Consider the following 17,548-nt stretch of genomic DNA (forward strand, 5'->3'; position numbering starts at 1 on the left):
CTCGTTTTACTTCTCAATAATGTCCAGCAGAGCCGCAGCGGAATCCAGGACGTAGTCGGCACTGAGGGATTCGAACTTCTCGCGGGTCAGGTGGCCGGTCAGCACACCGACGCTGGTCACACCTGCGGCCTGGGCGGAGCGAACATCGGATTCGGTGTCGCCGGAGCTAATCACGGCCGTCTTGTCGGTGACACCGAGTTTGTCCATGACGGCCAGAATCAGGTCGGGCTCGGGTCGGCCGTGCTCGACTTCGTCACCGGCGACAACGGTGTCGATGATGCCGTTGTCCCAGCCCATGGAGGCCAGAATGATATCGACGATTTCGCGCGCAAAGCCCGTCGTCAAGCCGATCTTGATGCCCTTGTCGTGCAGTGCGTTCAGCATGTCTTCAACGCCTGGCAGCGGGGTCGGGGGATTGTCCTTGTAGGTGCGGGCGAGCTCGGCGCGGAAGAATTCCCAGGCGTGGTTGTGGACCTCAGGCGTCGGTTCGATGCCGCCTTCGCGGAGCAGTTTGCCGATGGCGTAGAACTTCTCGGTGCCCATGTAGTGCTGGAAGGTCTCGTTGGAGTAGCGGGCGCCTTCGCGTTCGGTGGCTTCGCGGAGGACGCGGTAGACCTCGTCACGGTCGTTGATGGTGGTGCCAGCCATGTCGAAGATAGCGAGCTGGTAAGTCATGGAGTTTTCCTTTTCGGTAGAGGGACGGGGACTGGAGGGCGAGCGGGTTGGCGGACGGCGGCGCGCAGCCACATGGACAGAGCCTCGACGGCGAGGACGACGATGACCATGAGGATGAGGATGTAGGTGACCACGTCGAACTGGTTGACTCGAGAGGCGTTGAGCAGCTGGAAGCCGATGCCGCCAGCGCCGACGACGCCGAGCAGCGTGGCCGAGCGGATGTTGGTGTCCAGCAGGTAGAGGCAGTGCGCGATGAACGCCGGGATGGCCTGGCGGACGGTGGCGGCGAAGAAGATCTGCGACTCGGTGGCACCGGTGGTGCGGAGCGCCTCCTGGACGTCAGTGTCGGTTTCCTCCAGGGAGTCGGCGACCAGCTTGGACAGCAGTCCCACCGCGCCGAGAGCCAGCGCGAGCGTACCGGCGACCGGGCCGAGACCGGAGATGACCACGAAGATGATGGCCAGAATCAGCTCCGGGATACCGCGAATGACCACGATCAGCACGCGGAAGAAGCCGTGCACCCACTTGTTGGCGACCACGTTGGAAGCGGCCAGGATACCAATCGGGATGGCCAGGATGGCGCCGAGGAAGGTGGCGGCGAAGGCGATCTGGAGGGTATCGAGAAGCAGCTGGAAAAACTCGCCTGCGATACCGCCGGAGGACGGCGGCAGGAACAGCGCCATGGTTTCCGGCAGGTCGGCCAGACCGGTAAAGAAGTCCTTGGCGGAGATCTTGGCCTCGGCAAAGGCGGCGATGGTGATGATGACAAGTGCCACGGTGGTCAGCACGCGGGAGACGCGAGAGGCAGTCCACGGCGGGGTAATCGATGGCTTAGCGTCGGACTTTGCGGCGGCAGTCTGCTTGGCATCGCGCTTGTCCTTGACCTTCGTGCCCCACATGCGGTCAACCCAGGTGCCGGCCAGCAGGGACGAGTCGGACTTGCGCATAATCAGCGCACGCAGCGAGCCGGAGAGCAGCTCCATGAAGATACACAGCAGCAGGACCACAAACGCCAGAGCCATGCCCTCGCGGTAGTTGAGGGTACGCAGCGAGTCCGCAATTGCCATACCGATGCCGCCGACACCGACATAACCCAGCAGCACAGAGGTGCGCAGGTTGATATCGAAACGGTGCAGGGCAGTGGCAATGAGCTGCGGGGTCAGCGCCTGCGGGATAGCAGAGACAATCTGCTGCGTGCGGCTACCGCCGACCGACTCGATTGCTTCGCGGGGACCGTCGTCAAGCTCTTCGATCGCGTCGGCGTAGAGCTTGGCGACCATGCCGACAGAGTGGAAGCCCATGGCCAGAATGCCGCCGATGGCGCCGATGCCGAACATGCGGATAAACACGATGGCCAGCACCAGGTCGGGGATGGCGCGGGCGAGCACGATGAGCGCGCGGGCGATCCAGCGGCTGGTCGGCGAGAACGTGGTGGTGCGCGCGGCGATGACGGCCAGCGGCACCGAGATAATCACCGACAGCGCGGTGGCGAGGAAAACGATGGCGAGAGTCTCGGCGATGAGGCTGAGCAGCTCGCCCATCGGCGGGAATTCCAGCGGGAACATGCGCGAGACAAAGTTCACGGCATTGTCGGCGGACTCGCTGATGGTGACGAGGTTGATGCCAATCGAGTTAACCGACCACGCGCCGATGGCTGCCAGCAGAATCAGCACGGCCGTCGCGGCGATGGAGTTGTAATTGCGGGGCTTCTTTTCAGGTTCCGGCGTGCGCGGCTTCGTGAGTGCAGGAGCAGTCATTTAGTTACGCCTCCGCCTTGATCGATGCGCTTTTGGAGGTGTCCGCGTCAGCTTCCGATACCGACTGGTAAATGGTGGCGGCGGTCTCTGCAGTCATGCCGCGGGTCTCGCGGTCGAACTTCACGCGACCTGCCTGCAGACCAATGATGCGGTCCGCAAAGTCAACGGCCAGCTGCACCTGATGCAGAGACGAAATCACAGTGAGGTTGTCCTCGCGCGAAATCTGCTCCAGCAGCCCGATGACCTGGTTAGATGACACCGGATCAAGGGCTGCAACGGGCTCGTCGGCAAGCAGAATCTTCGGGTGCTGCATCAGCGCACGCGCAATGGCGACGCGCTGCTGCTGACCGCCCGAGAGGGTATCGGCGCGCTGATGAGCGCGGTGAGCAAGACCCACACGGTCGAGAACTTCCAGCGCCTCCTGCTTGACGCGCTTCGGGTAGGCGAGCAGGGAAATGCGCGGTCCTGTCAGGTCTCCCAGCGCACCTGTACAGACATTTTCCAGCACCGACATCCGACCAACCAGATTGAAGCTCTGGAAAATCACGCCGATGTCTTTGCGCAGCTCACGCAGCTCGCGCTTCTTCAGGTCTGACAGGTTCTGCCCCAGCACGCGTACCGTGCCTGACGACGGAGTGTGCAGCGCATTGATATGGCGGAGCAAAGTTGTCTTACCCGAGCCCGACAGTCCCAAAAGGACAGTGATCTCGCCGGTGCGGATACCGAGCTTGACGTTGTCGAGACCGAGCGTGGAGCCAAAGTTCTTGGTGACATTGTGGAATTGCACTGCGAACTGCTGGTCAATGGCGCGCTGCAGTTCCGGTGTCATTTTCTCAGCGTTAGAGGGCATAGCGAAGTCCTTTTAGGTTTTAATTGTGGGCCGGAGTTGAGGTGCGGCCTGTAGGGTTTTGGGTTAGTCGGGTTTGCAGTTTGGCCTTAGGAGACCGCGTTGCAGGCATCAGCCTTGGTGGTCTCGCAGATCTCGCGGATGGAATTGAAGTCAGCGTCGGTGACCGGCAGGTAGCCCCACTCGATTTCCTCCGGCAGGGTGCAGTCGTCCTCGCTGGTGCAGATACCTTCCTTGACCAGTGCCGGCTTGTTGGCCTTCTCGGTCAGGGCCTTTTTGATCTTGTCCAGGTCCTCCGGTGCAATGGTGTCGGTGTTCAGTGCGATTGGGTCCTCAGTGATTGGGTCGGATTCCCAGATGGACTTCAATGCGCCAGGCTTGACCTGGTTGGACTTTTCCAGGGTCTTGAGCATGGAGTCATGAGCGAAAGCTACGTCGCAACCGCCGTCGTTAAGCGTGAGCAGCGATGCGTCGTGACCGCCCGCCATGACCGGCTCGAGGTCGGTGTCCGGCTTCAGGCCCTCATCCATGAGTCCCTTGGTCGGGACCAGGTAGCCGGAGGTGGAGGCTGGGTCGACGAAGCAGACCTTCTTGCCCTTGAGGTCCTTCAGGGACTTGATGTCGGAGCCCTCCTTCACGTAGGCGAGCGAGGTGTACGCCGGGGCCTTTTCCTTGTCGTTGGTCGGGGAGGCGACGGCTTCGATCGGCACGCCGGAGTCGTGCGCGATGACGTAGGAGAACGGACCGTAGGAGGCGATGTCGATCTTGCCCGCGCGCTGGCCCTCGACGACGGCAGCGTAGTCAGAGGCGTTCTGGAACTCGACCTTCTTGCCGGTCTCCTTGGCAATCAGCTTGACCAGGTTGTCGTAGTCGGACTGCAGGGACTGAGAGGATTCGGCCGGGACGGCGGCGACGGTGATGGTGTCTTCAGCAGCTTCGTTGGAGCTGGAGCCACACGCCGCCAGGAACGGGGTGGTCAGAGCGACGAGGGCGAGGGACTGTGCGATCTTGCGGCGGGTGCGGGAGTTATTGAGGTTGTTGAACATGGCTGAGCTTTCTTGGCTTTCTGTGCGGAGGGCGATGCTGGAGTGCTTGGGTTGATTCCGGATAGAAAGGTTCCGAATGAAAAGTTCCGAGTCGATTGTTAAGCCAATCGGGCAACCTGTCTAGTCGAGTTGGAAAAATTCATATACAGGTCACTTGGGGTTTACTTTGTTGGCTTGTTGCGTGGCCTGCGGGCGCGTTGTTGCGCGGCCTTAGAAGTCGGCGAGTTCAGCCGGCTTTGCGCCTTGTAGAGCCAACTCAGCAATGCCGAAGGACAAGGTCATGCCGATGCCAGAGGTGACGACGGCGACAGTGGTCTGCGAGTCCGGCTGCTCGAGGATGAGGTTGGTCTTGGTGGAGTCCGAGTAGCGGCCCTGCCAGCGCTGAATGACCTTCGGCTGTGTGATGCCGAAGTAGTCGCAGGCGGTGTCCAACAGGAGGTTGGAGGTCTTTTCCTCCAGGAACGGGTCAGGGGAGAGGTCGTAGGCGTGGGAGTCGCCGATGAAGAGGCCTTCGTCGATTCCAGTGGACATGACGTTTGCCACGCAGTTGACCAGCTCAGGAGAATTTTGAGTCAGCTCCTCCTTGAGAGCTGCTGCACTTGGGAGGCTGGTGAAGCCGTCGTAACGCGCCAGTGACGTGCCCGTGAAAAGAGCGATGTCCTTCGGGATGTTGGTGGGGCGCTCAATGAGTGCCATGTGCAGGGTGCAGACGCGCACCTCGTGTTCGTCGGCAAGCTGCGGGAACAAGTTGGTGAGCCAGAAGTTGGGGCAGCAGATGACACGCTCTGCCTGGAAGTTTCCACGGTTGGTGCCGACGCGTCCGCCAGCGACGGCCTTCACCTCGTGGCGCCAGTTGAAGATGACACCGTGTTCTTCCAGCCACTTCGCCAAGCGTGGGGCGGCTTCGCGCGGATTGACGCGCATGTCCAGTGGCAGGTGCGCACCGCCGACGCAGTCGAGGTCCGGGTTGCCGATGGCGTTTGCGACCTCAGTGTTGGTCAGCAGCTTGACCTGCGCGGAGCCGCGGTGGTCGGCGAACTCTTCAAGCAGCTGCATTTCGGTTTCAGTGACGGCCGGGATGTAGGTTCCCGAAGTGGCAGCCCACAGGCCGGTCTTGTCGGCGGCTGCAGCCCAGCCAGAGCGGGAGCTCATGGCGACATCTTGGATGACATCGGCCTGGCCGGTGAAGCAGGCATGGCCGAAGTTCATGATGGAAGATCCGACCGGGCGCTCGGCGCGGTCGATGACTCGAACGGACAGTCCTTGTTGGCGTGCGCGGAATGCGGTGGCGAGGCCGAGGATGCCTGCGCCGACGACGATTAAATCGGTGTGCATGTCTGATTGCATGCCATTCATTGTGGGGCCGGTCGGTCAACTTGTCTAGACAGGAATGGGGTATTTAACGGAAAGTTTGCCAAGTTGTCGTTTAGTTAACTTCTTGTACGGGTAAAGTTCCGCTTGTGAGGGCTATTTTGGGCGGAAGTCGTGTTTAGACTTAGTTATCAGGTCTTCTACATGTTCTGTAGATGGTCAAAATCAAGGCTGAGTTGAGTCGAACTTGGTTAGACATAACCGAATCTAACGTGGATCAGTTCGATCAAGTATTGGCCGAATCAAGTCAAGTGTTGGCCCGATTAAGTGATGAAGAGATGAAAGGATGCTGCCACCGTGGCGCGCAAGCAACAGCACCAGGAGATTGCCTCGTACTTGCGTAAGGCAATTCGCGACGGCTCCATGCCTCCTGGTTCGGCTATCCCATCAGAGGCAGAACTGGGCCGGAAGTTTGGCGTAGCCCGTGGCACAATTCGGCAGGCTATCGCCACTTTGCGCTCTGAAGGACTCGTTTCCTCTGGTCAGGGGCGGCGCACTCGCGTGCTGGATACCGTGCCAACTTTCTCTTTTGACGCAGTGATTTCCTTTACTCAGTGGTGCCAGAAGATTGGTGCAGAGCCCGGCCAGAAGACGCAGTGGGTAACCCGTCAGCCTGCAGGATCGGAGTTGGCGGCGCATTTGGAAATCGCCGACACGGATCAGGTTGTCTCTGTTTTTAGGCTGCGGCTTATGGATGGGGATCCCGCTATGGTCGAGAGGCTGAATTACCCTCTGGACGTCGGCAAGCACATTCTGACCTTCGACACGGACTCCGGTTCCATTTACAGGCACCTGCTGGATAGCGGCGTTGATATTGCATATGCGACGCGCACGATTGATGCGGTGCCGGCGAATGAGGAGGATGCGGCACTGCTAAAGGTACAGGTAGGAGCACCTTTGCTGCGTGTTCGACGTCGTGCGTTCACGCTGGATGGTGTGCCGGTTGAGGCCTCCGATGACCGTTACCTGGCCAGCAAGGCGAACTTCTCGGTGACGACAGCGCGGGGGAATGCGTCGCCGATTTCGCTGCAGGCTGGGGATGGGGTGCGGTAGGTAACCCCCGACCCCTTTAGGAGCCATCTTCCCAAACCGAGGGAATTCCTAGGGCGGAAGGCGTGACCAAAGGGTTTGTTAGAAAATCCTCCGCGATTAGGCGTTTGACCTTTTCTGGCCATGAGGTCCCGGGGGAGGTTCTTCGGACGATGTGTGCCATCAATAAAAGCGCACCGAAAAGCTTCTCGCTTTGGCCTTCTGGTAGTAAGGCGAAATTCTCTTGAGTTCTAAGAGCGGCTGTGGGAACAGGAATAAATGAGTTATTCCACAGTCGACCATGATGTGCGCACGTATTCCGGACAATCGTCAATTGTTCGAGCCAAGCCGCTAATGGTGATTTCTTTTTGATTTTCTGCTGCTGGTTTTTGCTGAGATTGCTCAGCTCGATAAAAATTCCAAGATCCTCAGAGATTCTCCGTTGCTTGGCCGTACTTAGGCCCTGGAAAATCTTGGAGATATCAGAAAAATCGAGGACTTCCGCAAGTACCCAAAATGGGTATTGTCCTCCATATTCGCGCTGGTAGTGCCGTATAGAATCATTAGTTCTAGATGCTCTTTTTATGCGTCGAGTGGCAGTACTTACCCATTCAGAGTGTTTAAATGATGGGCGAAAGTTAAGTTCGTCCGTATAAGCGAGTGGATCAATTTCGCAGATTACTTCGCTAATCCGAGTGCGCATGGCAATTTCAACGCGCTCCATACCATCGTGAACCAGTGTTCGTAGCTTGCGATCGGCTTCGTATAAATTAACTACATCTTCAAATGATGTACCATCGGCGAAAATATCGCTTCTTGTACCGTTATTTAGTGGTAGCCGCGCCGGATACCAATACGCCGACAATCTGTAATAACTAACGTTTTGGAGCCATTGCGTTGCGGTTTCATCAGAAACTGTCATGTTGCGACTGCGCAAGATGCCAATCTGCTCTTTAACTGTTGTTGCTGGCTTGACTGGTCGATTCGGCACCAAAATCCCCGCCCCTAAATAGAGATCCAGCCCACTCCCGAAAACTATCGGGGCGGGCTGAACGATTGATGCTAGTTTATCCGATTGGGAAAGTGAAGTCCATCCAGCTCTTATGACACCTTTTGAAAATGGTGCGAGAGCGGAACGCCCCAAAAGTCTGCAAAACCTACAAAACACCCCCAGTAACGCAGATTCACTCCGCCACTGGGGGACTCTAGCTCAGGTACGCGCGCACGTGCGCCGGTGCGCATTCAGTCATGCACCCGGGCACCCGCGCAACCGCGCACAAGTTACTTAGAAGTTCTCCACCAGAGCCTTGTTGAAGACCTCAAGGTCGGCCGGGGTACGAGAGGAGATCAGGTTGCCGTCAACGACAACTTCCTCGTCAACCCAGTTAGCACCGGCATTGATCAGGTCGGTCTTGATGCTGATGAAGGAAGTCATCTTACGGCCCTTGAGCACGTCCGCATCGGTGAGAATCCAGCCGCCGTGGCAGATGACACCAATCGGCTTATCAGCTGCGTTGATTCCCTTTACCAATTCAACGGCATCCTCGTCGATGCGAATCTGGTCGGCGTTTACGGTGCCACCGGGCAGAATCAGAGCATCGTAATCATCGGCAGAAACCTTGCTGGTGAGCTTATCGACGTCGACCGTCGTGCCGTTCTTGCCCTCAATAGTGCCTTCCTTAGTGGAAATAATGTGCACCGTGGCACCGGCATTCTTTACGGCCTCTACCGGGCTGGTCAGCTCGGAGTCCTCAAAACCGTTAGTGGCCAATACTGCAATGGTCTTATTCGCTAAATCAGTCATATCCCCGAGGGTAACGACACTTCTGCGGTTATGCATTCCTCTGCTGACACCTGCATGGACACCTGCAGAGACGTGGTTATGCCTCTCCTCACACCTGTCCGGGCACCACAACAGGCCAAAAAGTTACTCAAATGTAAAACTAAATCCGCCATTGTGAAAAACTGCTTGCGTGTAAACCCGCGCACAAGTTATTCTGAAGTCCCGTGGTTACGAAATACATCATCGTTACGGGAGGCGTGGCTTCCTCCCTCGGCAAAGGCTTAACCGCGGCTTCGCTCGGCCGCCTTCTCACCTCGCGTGGTCTCAAAGTGACCATGCAAAAGCTCGATCCGTATCTCAACGTCGATCCGGGCACCATGAACCCCTTCCAGCACGGCGAGGTCTTCGTCACCGAAGACGGCGCAGAAACTGACCTCGACCTGGGGCATTATGAGCGCTTTCTAGATCGCAACCTCTCCGCCGGCGGCAATGTCACCACCGGCAAGGTCTACTCATCGGTCATCGCCAAGGAGCGCCGCGGCGAATTCCTCGGCCAAACCGTGCAGGTCATCCCGCACATCACCGACGAAATCAAGTCCCGCATCGTCGCCATGGGCACCCCGGACGCAAACGGCGAAAAACCCGACGTAGTCATCACTGAAATCGGCGGCACCGTGGGCGATATCGAATCGCAGCCATTCCTGGAAGCCGCGCGCCAAGTGCGTCACGACGTCGGCCGCGAGAACGTCTTCTACCTGCACGTATCGCTGGTTCCGTATCTCGGCCCGTCCAAGGAACTGAAAACCAAGCCCACGCAGCACTCGGTGGCTGAGCTTCGCTCGATTGGTCTGGTTCCCGATTCCGTCGTTTTGCGATGCGACCGCGACGTGCCCGATGCCCTCAAAAACAAGATTGCGCTGATGTGCGACATCGACCGCGAGGGTGTCGTGTCCTGCCCGGATGCGCCGAGTATCTACGACATCCCGAAGGTCCTCTACGACGAGCACCTGGATACCTTTATCATTCGCCGCCTGAACCTGCCGTTCCGCGACATGGACTGGAGCGTGTGGGGTGACCTGCTAGAACGCGTGCATAACCCGGAAGGTGAGGTGACGGTTGCGCTGGTCGGCAAGTACATTGACCTGCCGGATGCGTACCTCTCCGTCGCGGAGGCCGTGCGTGCCGCCGGATTCGCGCACCGCGTGAAAACCACCATCCGCTGGGTCGGCTCTGACGATTGCGAGACCCCAGAGGGCCTGAAGAAGAACATGGCCGGTGTCGATGCCATCGTCATCCCGGGTGGCTTCGGCGGGCGCGGCATTGAAGGCAAGATCGCAACCATCCGATACGCCAAGGAAACCGGCACGCCGTTGCTGGGAATTTGCCTGGGTATGCAGTGCATTGTCATCGAGGCCGCGCGCACCGCGGGCATCGAAAACGCGTCCTCCACCGAGTTCGACGAAAACGCCGCAGAGCCCGTCATCGCCACGATGGAAGAGCAGCTCCAGGCGGTCTCCGGCGAGGCTGACCTGGGCGGCTCCATGCGCCTTGGCTCGTACCCGGCGAAGCTGCTGGAAGAATCCGTCGTCGCGGGCCTCTACGGCACCACCGATGTCACCGAGCGCCATCGCCACCGTTACGAGGTCAACAACACCTACCGCGACAAGCTCGAAGAAGCAGGTCTGGTTATCTCCGGCACCTCGCCCGACGGCAAGCTCGTCGAATTCGTCGAGTACCCGCAGGACATCCACCCATACCTCGTGGCCACGCAGGCGCACCCAGAGCTGAAGTCGCGTCCCACCAACGCACATCCGCTTTTCGACGGTCTCATCGCCGCAGCCCTCAAGCGCAAGTAGGTGGCATCCGACAAACTCAATCCGGCCTAACAACTAAGGTGTAGCCCATGGCACACGAATTTGACGTAGTTGATTCCGAGATCGTTCTCGAAGCACCTATTATCGCGGTTCGCCGCGATCAGGTGCGCATGCCGGGCGGCAATATCTCTGCCCGCGAGATCGTAGAGCATTTCGGTGCGGTCGCAATCGTTGCCGCCGATGAGAACAACCGCCTCTACCTGCTCAATCAGTGGCGGCAGGCCGCGGGGCGCCGCCTGGTTGAGCTACCTGCGGGCATCCTGGATATTGCCGATGAAGATCCGCTGACAGCCGCCAAGCGCGAGCTAGTGGAGGAAGCCGGGCTGAAGGCCGACAAGTGGCAGCTCTTGACCGATATGTATTCCTCGCCGGGTTTTGCTGAGGAAGCAGTTCGTATTTACTTGGCTACTGGTCTCGAAGCCGTCGATAAGCCGGAAGCCAGCGATGAGGAAGCGGACATGACTGCGTCGTGGGTTGCGGTGGAGGACGCGGTGGCGATGGCGATGCGCGGCGAGATTTCCAATGGCATCGGGCTGGCTGGCGTGCTGCTGGCGGCGCAGGTGCTGGTTCACGGAGCCACGCCGCGCGAGGTTACGGAGCCGTTTGAGATTCGTCCGACACGGCTGGCGAAGCGGCGCGCAGAACAGCTGGGCGCTGGTGCGGACCTGAAACAAGTCCCATGAGTTCCGTTGATGCGCTTGTCAGCGACTTTCTGACTCACCTCGCGGTGGAAAAGGGGCTGTCACAAAATACGTTGGCCAGCTATCGCCGCGACTTGGACAAGTACCGCGAGTATCTGCGCGGCATTGGGCGGGCTGATTTGGCGCACGTCACCGAGCAAGATGTCTCGGGATTCCTGGCATATCTTGCGCGCGGAGACAAGACCGCGGGCAGGCCCGCGCTGGCGCCGACATCGGTGACGCGGGCGCTGTCGGCCGTGCGGTCTTTTCACAAGTTTGCGGTAGGCGAGCGGGTGCTGGAGGTGGATGTCGCTAAGCGAGTGGCCCCGCCGAAGCAGCCCTCGCGGTATCCGAAAGCGCTGAGTATCCCGGAAGTCACAAAGCTCATTGAGTCTATTCCAGACGATGAGACCGCAACGGTGACTGACCTGCGCAATCGTGCCTTGGTGGAGTTTCTGTATTCCACGGGCGCGCGTGTCTCGGAGGTCACCGGGCTGGATATTGATGATGTCGACCGTGGGCACAATCTAGTACTCCTGCGTGGTAAGGGTGGCAAGGAGCGCATTGTGCCGGTGGGGTCGCCGGCAATGGCGGCATTGGATGCGTGGCTCACCCGCGGACGGCCGACATGGGTGCGGTCGAATTCCGGCCCAGCTCTGTTTATCAACTCGCTGGGGCGCAGGTTGTCGCGGCAGTCCGCAGGAAATACCCTGGCCGAACTCGGTGAGCGCGCAGGCATAAAAAAGAAGATTTCCCCGCACACGCTGCGGCACAGTTTTGGCACGCATTTGATTGAAGGTGGCGCTGATGTGCGAGTGGTTCAAGAGCTCTTAGGACACGCCTCAGTGACCACAACGCAGATCTACACCATGATTACTGCGGAGAATATGCGACGTGTCTGGGCGGGGGCTCACCCGCGGGCGGACTAGGCGCGGTAATATGTTGCGCAGTAAAGTATATGGAAATTATTCAAGGAAGAGGGATTGACTGTGGCTGAAGAAGGGTTGTTTGAGGCCGATCGAGTTGAACTCGGTCTCACCGGTCGTCCGGTGCGTGAGCTGCCGGACCCCGCACCCCTGTCCAGTCATGGCCCGGCCACCATTCTGGCGATGTGTAACCAGAAGGGCGGCGTGGGCAAGACCACCTCGACTATTAACCTCGGTGCGGCCCTGGCGGAGTTCGGCCGTAAAGTCCTGCTCGTTGACTTAGACCCGCAAGGTGCACTATCTGCGGGGCTCGGTATTCCACATGAGGAGCTCGACCTCACCGTCTACAACCTCATCGTCGACGACACCACCGATGTCCGCGATGCCATTCACCGCACCTCGGTCAACGGCCTGGAATTGGTGCCAGCCAACATTGATTTGTCGGCCGCTGAGATTCAGTTGGTAAATGAGGTCGGCCGCGAGCAGGCCCTCGGTCGCGCGCTGCGTCCGGTGATGAATGACTACGACTTCATCATCATTGACTGCCAGCCGTCGCTGGGTCTGCTGACCGTCAACGCCCTGACCATCGCAGAAGGCGTCATTATCCCGATGGTGGCGGAGTACTTCTCGCTGCGCGGTCTGGCGCTGCTGACCGACACGGTGACGAAGGTCCGTGACCGCCTGAACTTCAATCTGGAAGTCACGGGCATTTTGGTGACCATGTTTGATCGCCGCACCCGCCACGCCAAGGAAGTCATGGAGCGCCTCATTGAGGTCTTTGGTGACAAGGTCTTTGACACGGTCATCACGCGCACGGTTCGCTTCCCGGAGACCTCCGTCGCCGGTGAGCCGATTACCTCCTGGGCGCCGAACTCGCCAGCTGCGGCGCAGTACCGCAACCTGGCTCGTGAGGTCATTGAGCGCAAGGGGCGCAAATAGTTAAGTGACATCCCCGGAAAGCTACGCAGCGGAGCCGTCGTCAAGCGAGGGCGTGCAGGAGGAAATCACCGGCTTCCGCGTCGCGCTGGCGAACTTCAACGGCCCCTTTGACCTGCTGCTTCAGCTAATCAGCAGCAAGAAAATGGACGTCACGGAGGTCGCGCTGGCGGCGGTGACGGACGAGTTCATCGCGTACACGCGCAGCCTCGATGCCGTCAGTGACCTCGACGAAATCACCGAGTTCCTCGTCGTCGCAGCGACGCTGCTGGACCTAAAAACCGCGCGTCTTCTGCCGCGTGGCGACGTTGACAGCGAAGAGGACCTGGAACTGCTAGAGGCACGCGACCTGCTGTTTGCCCGTCTGCTGCAGTACCAGGCCTACGGCAAAGTGGCCGACCAATTCGAGGAGTGGCAAAAGACTGCGCCGCGCCGGTACCCGCGGGCGGTAGGGCCTGATAAGCAGTTTGAGGATCTGCTCCCGCCGGTGCGGCTGGGCATGAATGTCAATCAGTTTGCGGAGTTTGCCGCGGCCGTGATGCGTCCGAAGCCACCCGAGCAGGTCGGTGTCGGCCATATTCACGGTGTGCCGGTATCCGTGCCGGAGCAGGCGGGCAAGATTCTGGATGCCCTGCGACTTGCCGGTGAGGCTACCTGGCTGACATTCACGCAGCTGACCAGCGAATGTCGCGTGTCCATGGAGGTTGTCGGGCGGTTCCTGGCGCTTCTGGAGCTCTACCGTGCCAAGGCTATCGATGCCGAGCAGGAAGAGGCGCTCGAGGAAATCCACGTCTCCTGGACTGGGCTGGATGTGGATCCGGCTGTGGTGGCGGCTGCGAACTGGGAGTAGCGCGGCCAATTAGCGCCCTGCGCGCGCGGTTGCGTAATCTGACGCGCATGAGCGAAACCAGCCCTGACTCGCAGATTGAGCAGAATTCTCAGCCCACGTTGCCTCCAATTGACCCGCTGCGGGCGGGCGTGGAGTCGATTCTGTTGGTCGTCGATACGCCGGTGGCGGCGGAGGATATGGCGCGGGCGCTGGATGTTTCCGCAAGCGATGTCCGCGATGTACTGCGCGAGATTGAGTATGAGTTCCGCGCTCGGCGCAGTGGCATTGAGCTTCGCGAGACCGATGAGGGTTGGCGGTTTTACACCTCACCGGCACATGCCAGCGCGGTGGAGCGATTCCTGCTGGATGGCTCGCAGTCCAAGCTCTCGCGCGCGGCTATGGAGACGCTGGCGGTGGTGGCGTATCGACAGCCCGCCACTCGCGCGCAGGTCTCCGGTGTGCGTGGCGTCAATGTCGATGGCGTGATGCGCACGCTGGTCGCCCGCGGTCTTATCGCAGAGTCCGGTGAAGATCCGGCAACCGGCGCGCATTTGTACGTGACGACGGCACTGTTCCTGGAGCTTTTGGGGATTGATTCGCTGGATCAGTTGCCGGACCTCGCTCCGCTACTGCCAGAGGTTGATCTGATTGATGAGCCGCTGGCATAGGTGTCGGTGGGTTGGTGGGTGTCGGTGGGTTGGCGGCTCCAGCGATAAAGCGGCCACGAGTCCACTTCACGCCACCAGCGTCACCTTGTGCCAGCTGCGGAGGTGGCATGAGGTGCCAATGGTGTCGTGAAGTGCGGGGGCGGCGGGCAGGGATTAGGAAACTTTGCGGTTAATCCACGGCAGGAATAGCGCCGCAACCAGGGAAAGTCCCAGGGCCAGGCCGCCGACGGTGAGGAAGTAAGACTGTTCGGAGGAGGCGTTGGTCGGGTCGTAGCTGGTGGACATGACACCGGCTAGGGCGGTGCCGATGGCCATAGTCATGAAGAACAGTGCCGAAAAACGCGTGGCGTACTTCGCCGGGGCAAGGGCCGTGGCCGTGGACATTCCCACAGGTCCGACATGCAATTCGCCGAAGGTGATCACCCCGTAGGCCAGCACTAATGCGCCGATCGGCACGGAACCGGCAGCAGTGGAGGTGTGCAGCAATAGAGTCCAGGCGCCCAGGCCGGCTAACGCGGTACCGGCCACAATCTGCGTCGGGGCCTGCGGCATGCGGGCCGCGAGCTTGGTGCGCAGCAGTGCCAGCGGCACGGAGAGAAGCAGAATAAATATCGGGTTCAGCGACTGTGCCCAGGCTGCCGGCACGGTGAAGTCGCCAATCTCACGGTTGACCCGCACATCCGCATAGACAGCCAGCGCGCCGAAGGTTTGATTCAAAATGGCCCAGAACGCGACAGAGACAATGAACAGCGGAATAAAGGCCAGGACGCGGCCGTGTTCGGCGCGGGTGAGTGACTTGTCACGCAGCATGGTGGCGAAAAGTCCGGCAGTGGTAGCGATAGTGAGCACCAACATGATGGTGGCCAGGCTGGAAAGCTCCACCACGCCGGAGGCAACGGCCACGACAATAGTGGCCACGACCAGCAGAATTCCGGCAACGAGGACACCGATGGTTCGTCGTGAAGCAGGCACTGTGGGATGCTCGGCGAGCAGGCGAGTGGCGGTGTCCCAGCCGTCGTGAAGCCCTCGCCGGTGCAGGTAGTAGTGTGTCAACCCCGCGATCATGAGGATGGCGGCGGCGCCGAAGCCGATGTGGTAGCCGAGGCGGTCGGCAAGCCAGCCGGTCAGCAGCGGGCCTGCGAGTGCGCCGATGTTGATGCCGAAGTAGAACAGCTGGAAGTCGGAATCGCGGCGACGGTCCTCGGGCGTGCGGACGTGCCCGAGCAGCGTCAGCGCGGAGGTTTTCAGCGAGCCGGAACCGAGCGCGACGAGTACCAGACCGATGGCCACGCCCGGCGCGCCGGCGATAAGCGCCAGGCACAAGTGGCCGATGACCAGCAGCCATGCGCCGGCGAGGAGTGTTTTCTCGGCACCGAGGAGACGGTCGCCAATCCAGCCGCCGGCGATGGTGGAGAGGTAGACCAAGCTGCCGTAGGCGCCCATGAGCGCGGTGGCGGTGGAGGTGGACAGCCCGAGTCCGCCGTGTACCGCGGTGTCGTAGAGGTAGTAGGCCATGATGGCCTGCATGCCGTAGTAGCTAAATCGCTCCCACGTTTCCACGCCGACGAGCGCGGGGATGGCGACTCGCGGATTCTGGGGTCTGGCGGCTGGGTGTTCCTGCGCTTCGCTAGAACGCTGTTCAAGTTTCTGCATAAAGTTAACCTAGGTCTTCGGTTGCGCAAACGTAAAGCGTGAGGGCGTAAAACCGTCACAACTACCCCTGAACAGTGTTTAAGCATGGGGTTAAGCAGGTATTATGCTTAATCATCATGACAACCTCGGAAAATACTCACACCTTGCCGGACGCTATCCAAGCGCTCACCCAATTCGACGCCGACCACATCTGGCACCCCTACGGGCCTATCCCATCGCCAGTTACGCCGCAGCTGGTCGAATCCGCCGAGGGCGTCAACCTGCATCTCGCTGACGGCCGCACGCTCATCGACGGCATGAGCAGCTGGTGGGCCGCCTGCCACGGCCACTCACACCCAAAACTCGTCGAAGCCGCACAAAAACAAGCCGCTACCATGTCGCACGTCATGTTCGGCGGACTGACACATCGCCCAGCCATCGAACTGGCCGAAAAGCTCCTAGGCCTCGCCGGCCCCCGCTTCGACGCCATCTTCTACTCGGACTCGGGGTCGGTTTCCGTGGAAGTCGCCATCAAAATGGCTCTGCAATATCAGCAGGCCATCGGGCACCCAGAACGCACTCGCATGGCCACCTGGCGCGGCGGATACCACGGCGACACCCGCGCGCCGATGAGCGTCTGCGACCCCGAAGGCGGCATGCACGCCATGTGGAAAGGCCAGTGGACCCCGCAGGTCTTCGCCGACAAACCACCCGCCCGCGGCGCAACGCCAGGGCAACGCGCACGCTATCTCGAACACTTCGAATCGCTTATCGACGACTCCGTCGCCGGCATCATCGTCGAGCCGGTAGTCCAAGGAGCCGGAGGCATGCGCTTCCACGACCATGAATTGCTGGTTGGTCTCCGCGAGCTGTGTGACCGCCATGGAATCCTGCTGGTGGCAGACGAGATTGCCACTGGCTTTGGGCGCGCCGGTGACCTCTTTACCACGCAGGCGGCCGGTATCGTGCCCGACATTATGTGTGTGGGCAAGGCACTGACCGGCGGCTTTATGAGCTTCGCCGCCACGCTCACCACCGGCGAGGTAGCACGGGCAATCTCCTCCGGTGCAGGCGGCGGCATCATGCATGGCCCGACCTTTATGGGCAATCCGTTGGCGTGTGCCGTGGCCTGCGCACAGCTGGAATTGATTGAGGAAGGTAAGTGGCGCGACGATGTGCCACGCATCGAGGCGCGACTGAATAAGCAGTTGGCGCCACTGGCCGACAGCGAGGCGGTGGCCGATGTGCGCGTCCTCGGTGCCATTGGTGTGGTGGAGATGAAACGTCCAGTCGATATGGGGCTGGCTACCGACGCGGCTGTTGAGGCCGGGGTGTGGTTGCGGCCATTCGGCAAGCTGGTCTACACCATGCCGCCATACATCAGCACCAATGACGAGGTAGACCGCATCTGTGCGGCCATCGCCGCCATCGTTGCCGCCGAAGAAAAGCGCAGCTAGCCACGTCGAGACCACAACATAAATACCGACAACACGAT

At 60.1% G+C, this 17,548-nt stretch carries 16 protein-coding genes; 8 read left to right on the forward strand and 8 right to left on the reverse strand.

Annotation, left to right across the window (positions count from 1 at the left end; translation table 11 throughout):
- Nucleotides 1-6 precede the first annotated feature (6 nt).
- The 5 genes from Q4E11_RS00100 to Q4E11_RS00120 all read right to left on the reverse strand — a co-directional run bounded on the left by Q4E11_RS00100 (nt 7) and on the right by Q4E11_RS00120 (nt 5,672).
- The gene (locus Q4E11_RS00100; RefSeq protein ID WP_303162617.1) at nt 7-675 is read right to left on the reverse strand and encodes an HAD-IA family hydrolase; all 669 of its coding nucleotides are present in this window, start codon (nt 673-675) and stop codon (nt 7-9) included.
- On the reverse strand, nt 672-2,432 hold the full coding sequence (gene phnE, locus Q4E11_RS00105; protein WP_303162619.1) for a phosphonate ABC transporter, permease protein PhnE: 1,761 nt from the start codon (nt 2,430-2,432) through the stop codon (nt 672-674). The genes Q4E11_RS00100 and phnE overlap by 4 nt, the downstream gene beginning before the upstream one ends.
- 4 nt (nt 2,433-2,436) lie before the next feature.
- Nucleotides 2,437-3,282 (reverse strand): phosphonate ABC transporter ATP-binding protein, encoded by an 846-nt coding sequence (gene phnC, locus Q4E11_RS00110; RefSeq protein ID WP_303162620.1) that lies wholly within the window; start codon nt 3,280-3,282, stop codon nt 2,437-2,439.
- 86 nt (nt 3,283-3,368) lie between these two features.
- Nucleotides 3,369-4,325: a phosphate/phosphite/phosphonate ABC transporter substrate-binding protein gene (locus tag Q4E11_RS00115; protein ID WP_303162621.1), complete on the reverse strand. Its 957-nt coding sequence runs from the start codon at nt 4,323-4,325 to the stop codon at nt 3,369-3,371.
- 210 nt (nt 4,326-4,535) lie between these two features.
- Nucleotides 4,536-5,672 carry a TIGR03364 family FAD-dependent oxidoreductase gene (locus tag Q4E11_RS00120; RefSeq protein WP_303162622.1) on the reverse strand — a complete coding sequence of 379 codons (1,137 nt, stop codon included), beginning with the start codon at nt 5,670-5,672 and terminating at the stop codon, nt 4,536-4,538.
- A 321-nt stretch (nt 5,673-5,993) separates the two neighbouring features.
- Between Q4E11_RS00120 and Q4E11_RS00125 the strand changes: the two genes are divergently transcribed.
- Entirely contained in the window at nt 5,994-6,749 is a 756-nt protein-coding gene (locus tag Q4E11_RS00125; RefSeq protein ID WP_303162623.1) for a GntR family transcriptional regulator, read from the forward strand.
- Between the two features lie 16 nt (nt 6,750-6,765).
- Here the strand turns inward: Q4E11_RS00125 and Q4E11_RS00130 are convergent, their stop codons facing one another.
- A complete protein-coding gene (locus tag Q4E11_RS00130) occupies nt 6,766-7,869 on the reverse strand; it encodes an Abi family protein (RefSeq protein ID WP_303162624.1) in 1,104 nt (367 codons plus the stop codon).
- 141 nt (nt 7,870-8,010) lie between these two features.
- Complete coding sequence (locus Q4E11_RS00135) at nt 8,011-8,529, reverse strand: type 1 glutamine amidotransferase domain-containing protein (RefSeq protein WP_303162625.1); 519 nt, start codon at nt 8,527-8,529, stop codon at nt 8,011-8,013.
- Nucleotides 8,530-8,732: 203 nt separating this feature from the next.
- On the opposite strand from Q4E11_RS00135, the gene Q4E11_RS00140 reads away from it, so the two are divergent.
- The 6 genes from Q4E11_RS00140 to scpB are packed head-to-tail and all read left to right on the forward strand — an operon-like array spanning nt 8,733 to nt 14,421.
- Complete coding sequence (locus Q4E11_RS00140; RefSeq protein WP_303162626.1) at nt 8,733-10,364, forward strand: CTP synthase; 1,632 nt, start codon at nt 8,733-8,735, stop codon at nt 10,362-10,364.
- Between the two features lie 47 nt (nt 10,365-10,411).
- Nucleotides 10,412-11,065: an NUDIX domain-containing protein gene (locus Q4E11_RS00145; RefSeq protein ID WP_303162627.1), complete on the forward strand. Its 654-nt coding sequence runs from the start codon at nt 10,412-10,414 to the stop codon at nt 11,063-11,065.
- The gene (gene xerD / locus Q4E11_RS00150) at nt 11,062-11,991 is read left to right on the forward strand and encodes a site-specific tyrosine recombinase XerD (protein WP_303162628.1); all 930 of its coding nucleotides are present in this window, start codon (nt 11,062-11,064) and stop codon (nt 11,989-11,991) included. The genes Q4E11_RS00145 and xerD overlap by 4 nt, the downstream gene beginning before the upstream one ends.
- 60 nt (nt 11,992-12,051) lie before the next feature.
- Nucleotides 12,052-12,927 (forward strand): ParA family protein, encoded by an 876-nt coding sequence (locus Q4E11_RS00155; protein ID WP_303162630.1) that lies wholly within the window; start codon nt 12,052-12,054, stop codon nt 12,925-12,927.
- 4 nt (nt 12,928-12,931) lie between these two features.
- A complete protein-coding gene (locus Q4E11_RS00160; protein WP_303162631.1) occupies nt 12,932-13,774 on the forward strand; it encodes a ScpA family protein in 843 nt (280 codons plus the stop codon).
- Between the two features lie 47 nt (nt 13,775-13,821).
- Nucleotides 13,822-14,421, forward strand: a complete 600-nt coding sequence (scpB, locus tag Q4E11_RS00165) for an SMC-Scp complex subunit ScpB (protein WP_303162632.1) — start codon at nt 13,822-13,824, stop codon at nt 14,419-14,421.
- A gap of 153 nt (nt 14,422-14,574) precedes the next feature.
- On the opposite strand, the gene Q4E11_RS00170 is transcribed toward scpB, so the two are convergent.
- A complete protein-coding gene (locus Q4E11_RS00170) occupies nt 14,575-16,074 on the reverse strand; it encodes a peptide MFS transporter (protein WP_303162633.1) in 1,500 nt (499 codons plus the stop codon).
- A gap of 116 nt (nt 16,075-16,190) precedes the next feature.
- On the opposite strand from Q4E11_RS00170, the gene Q4E11_RS00175 reads away from it, so the two are divergent.
- The gene (locus tag Q4E11_RS00175) at nt 16,191-17,510 is read left to right on the forward strand and encodes an adenosylmethionine--8-amino-7-oxononanoate transaminase (RefSeq protein ID WP_303162634.1); all 1,320 of its coding nucleotides are present in this window, start codon (nt 16,191-16,193) and stop codon (nt 17,508-17,510) included.
- The last annotated feature ends 38 nt before the right edge of the window (nt 17,511-17,548 follow it).

The sequence above is a fragment of the Corynebacterium sp. genome, assembly GCF_030532195.1.
Lineage (GTDB): Bacteria > Actinomycetota > Actinomycetes > Mycobacteriales > Mycobacteriaceae > Corynebacterium.

Excerpts from the sequence above, each read along its gene's own strand:
- Q4E11_RS00135 (WP_303162625.1), bottom strand. The coding sequence starts at position 8,529 with ATGACTGATTTAGCGAATAAGACCATTGCAGTATTGGCCACTAACGGT.
- phnC (WP_303162620.1), bottom strand. The coding sequence starts at position 3,282 with ATGCCCTCTAACGCTGAGAAAATGACACCGGAACTGCAGCGCGCCATT.
- Q4E11_RS00170 (WP_303162633.1), bottom strand. The coding sequence starts at position 16,074 with ATGCAGAAACTTGAACAGCGTTCTAGCGAAGCGCAGGAACACCCAGCC.
- phnE (WP_303162619.1), bottom strand. The coding sequence starts at position 2,432 with ATGACTGCTCCTGCACTCACGAAGCCGCGCACGCCGGAACCTGAAAAG.
- Q4E11_RS00175 (WP_303162634.1), top strand. The coding sequence starts at position 16,191 with ATGACAACCTCGGAAAATACTCACACCTTGCCGGACGCTATCCAAGCG.
- scpB (WP_303162632.1), top strand. The coding sequence starts at position 13,822 with ATGAGCGAAACCAGCCCTGACTCGCAGATTGAGCAGAATTCTCAGCCC.
- Q4E11_RS00100 (WP_303162617.1), bottom strand. The coding sequence starts at position 675 with ATGACTTACCAGCTCGCTATCTTCGACATGGCTGGCACCACCATCAAC.
- Q4E11_RS00120 (WP_303162622.1), bottom strand. The coding sequence starts at position 5,672 with ATGCAATCAGACATGCACACCGATTTAATCGTCGTCGGCGCAGGCATC.
- xerD (WP_303162628.1), top strand. The coding sequence starts at position 11,062 with ATGAGTTCCGTTGATGCGCTTGTCAGCGACTTTCTGACTCACCTCGCG.
- Q4E11_RS00115 (WP_303162621.1), bottom strand. The coding sequence starts at position 4,325 with ATGTTCAACAACCTCAATAACTCCCGCACCCGCCGCAAGATCGCACAG.
- Q4E11_RS00145 (WP_303162627.1), top strand. The coding sequence starts at position 10,412 with ATGGCACACGAATTTGACGTAGTTGATTCCGAGATCGTTCTCGAAGCA.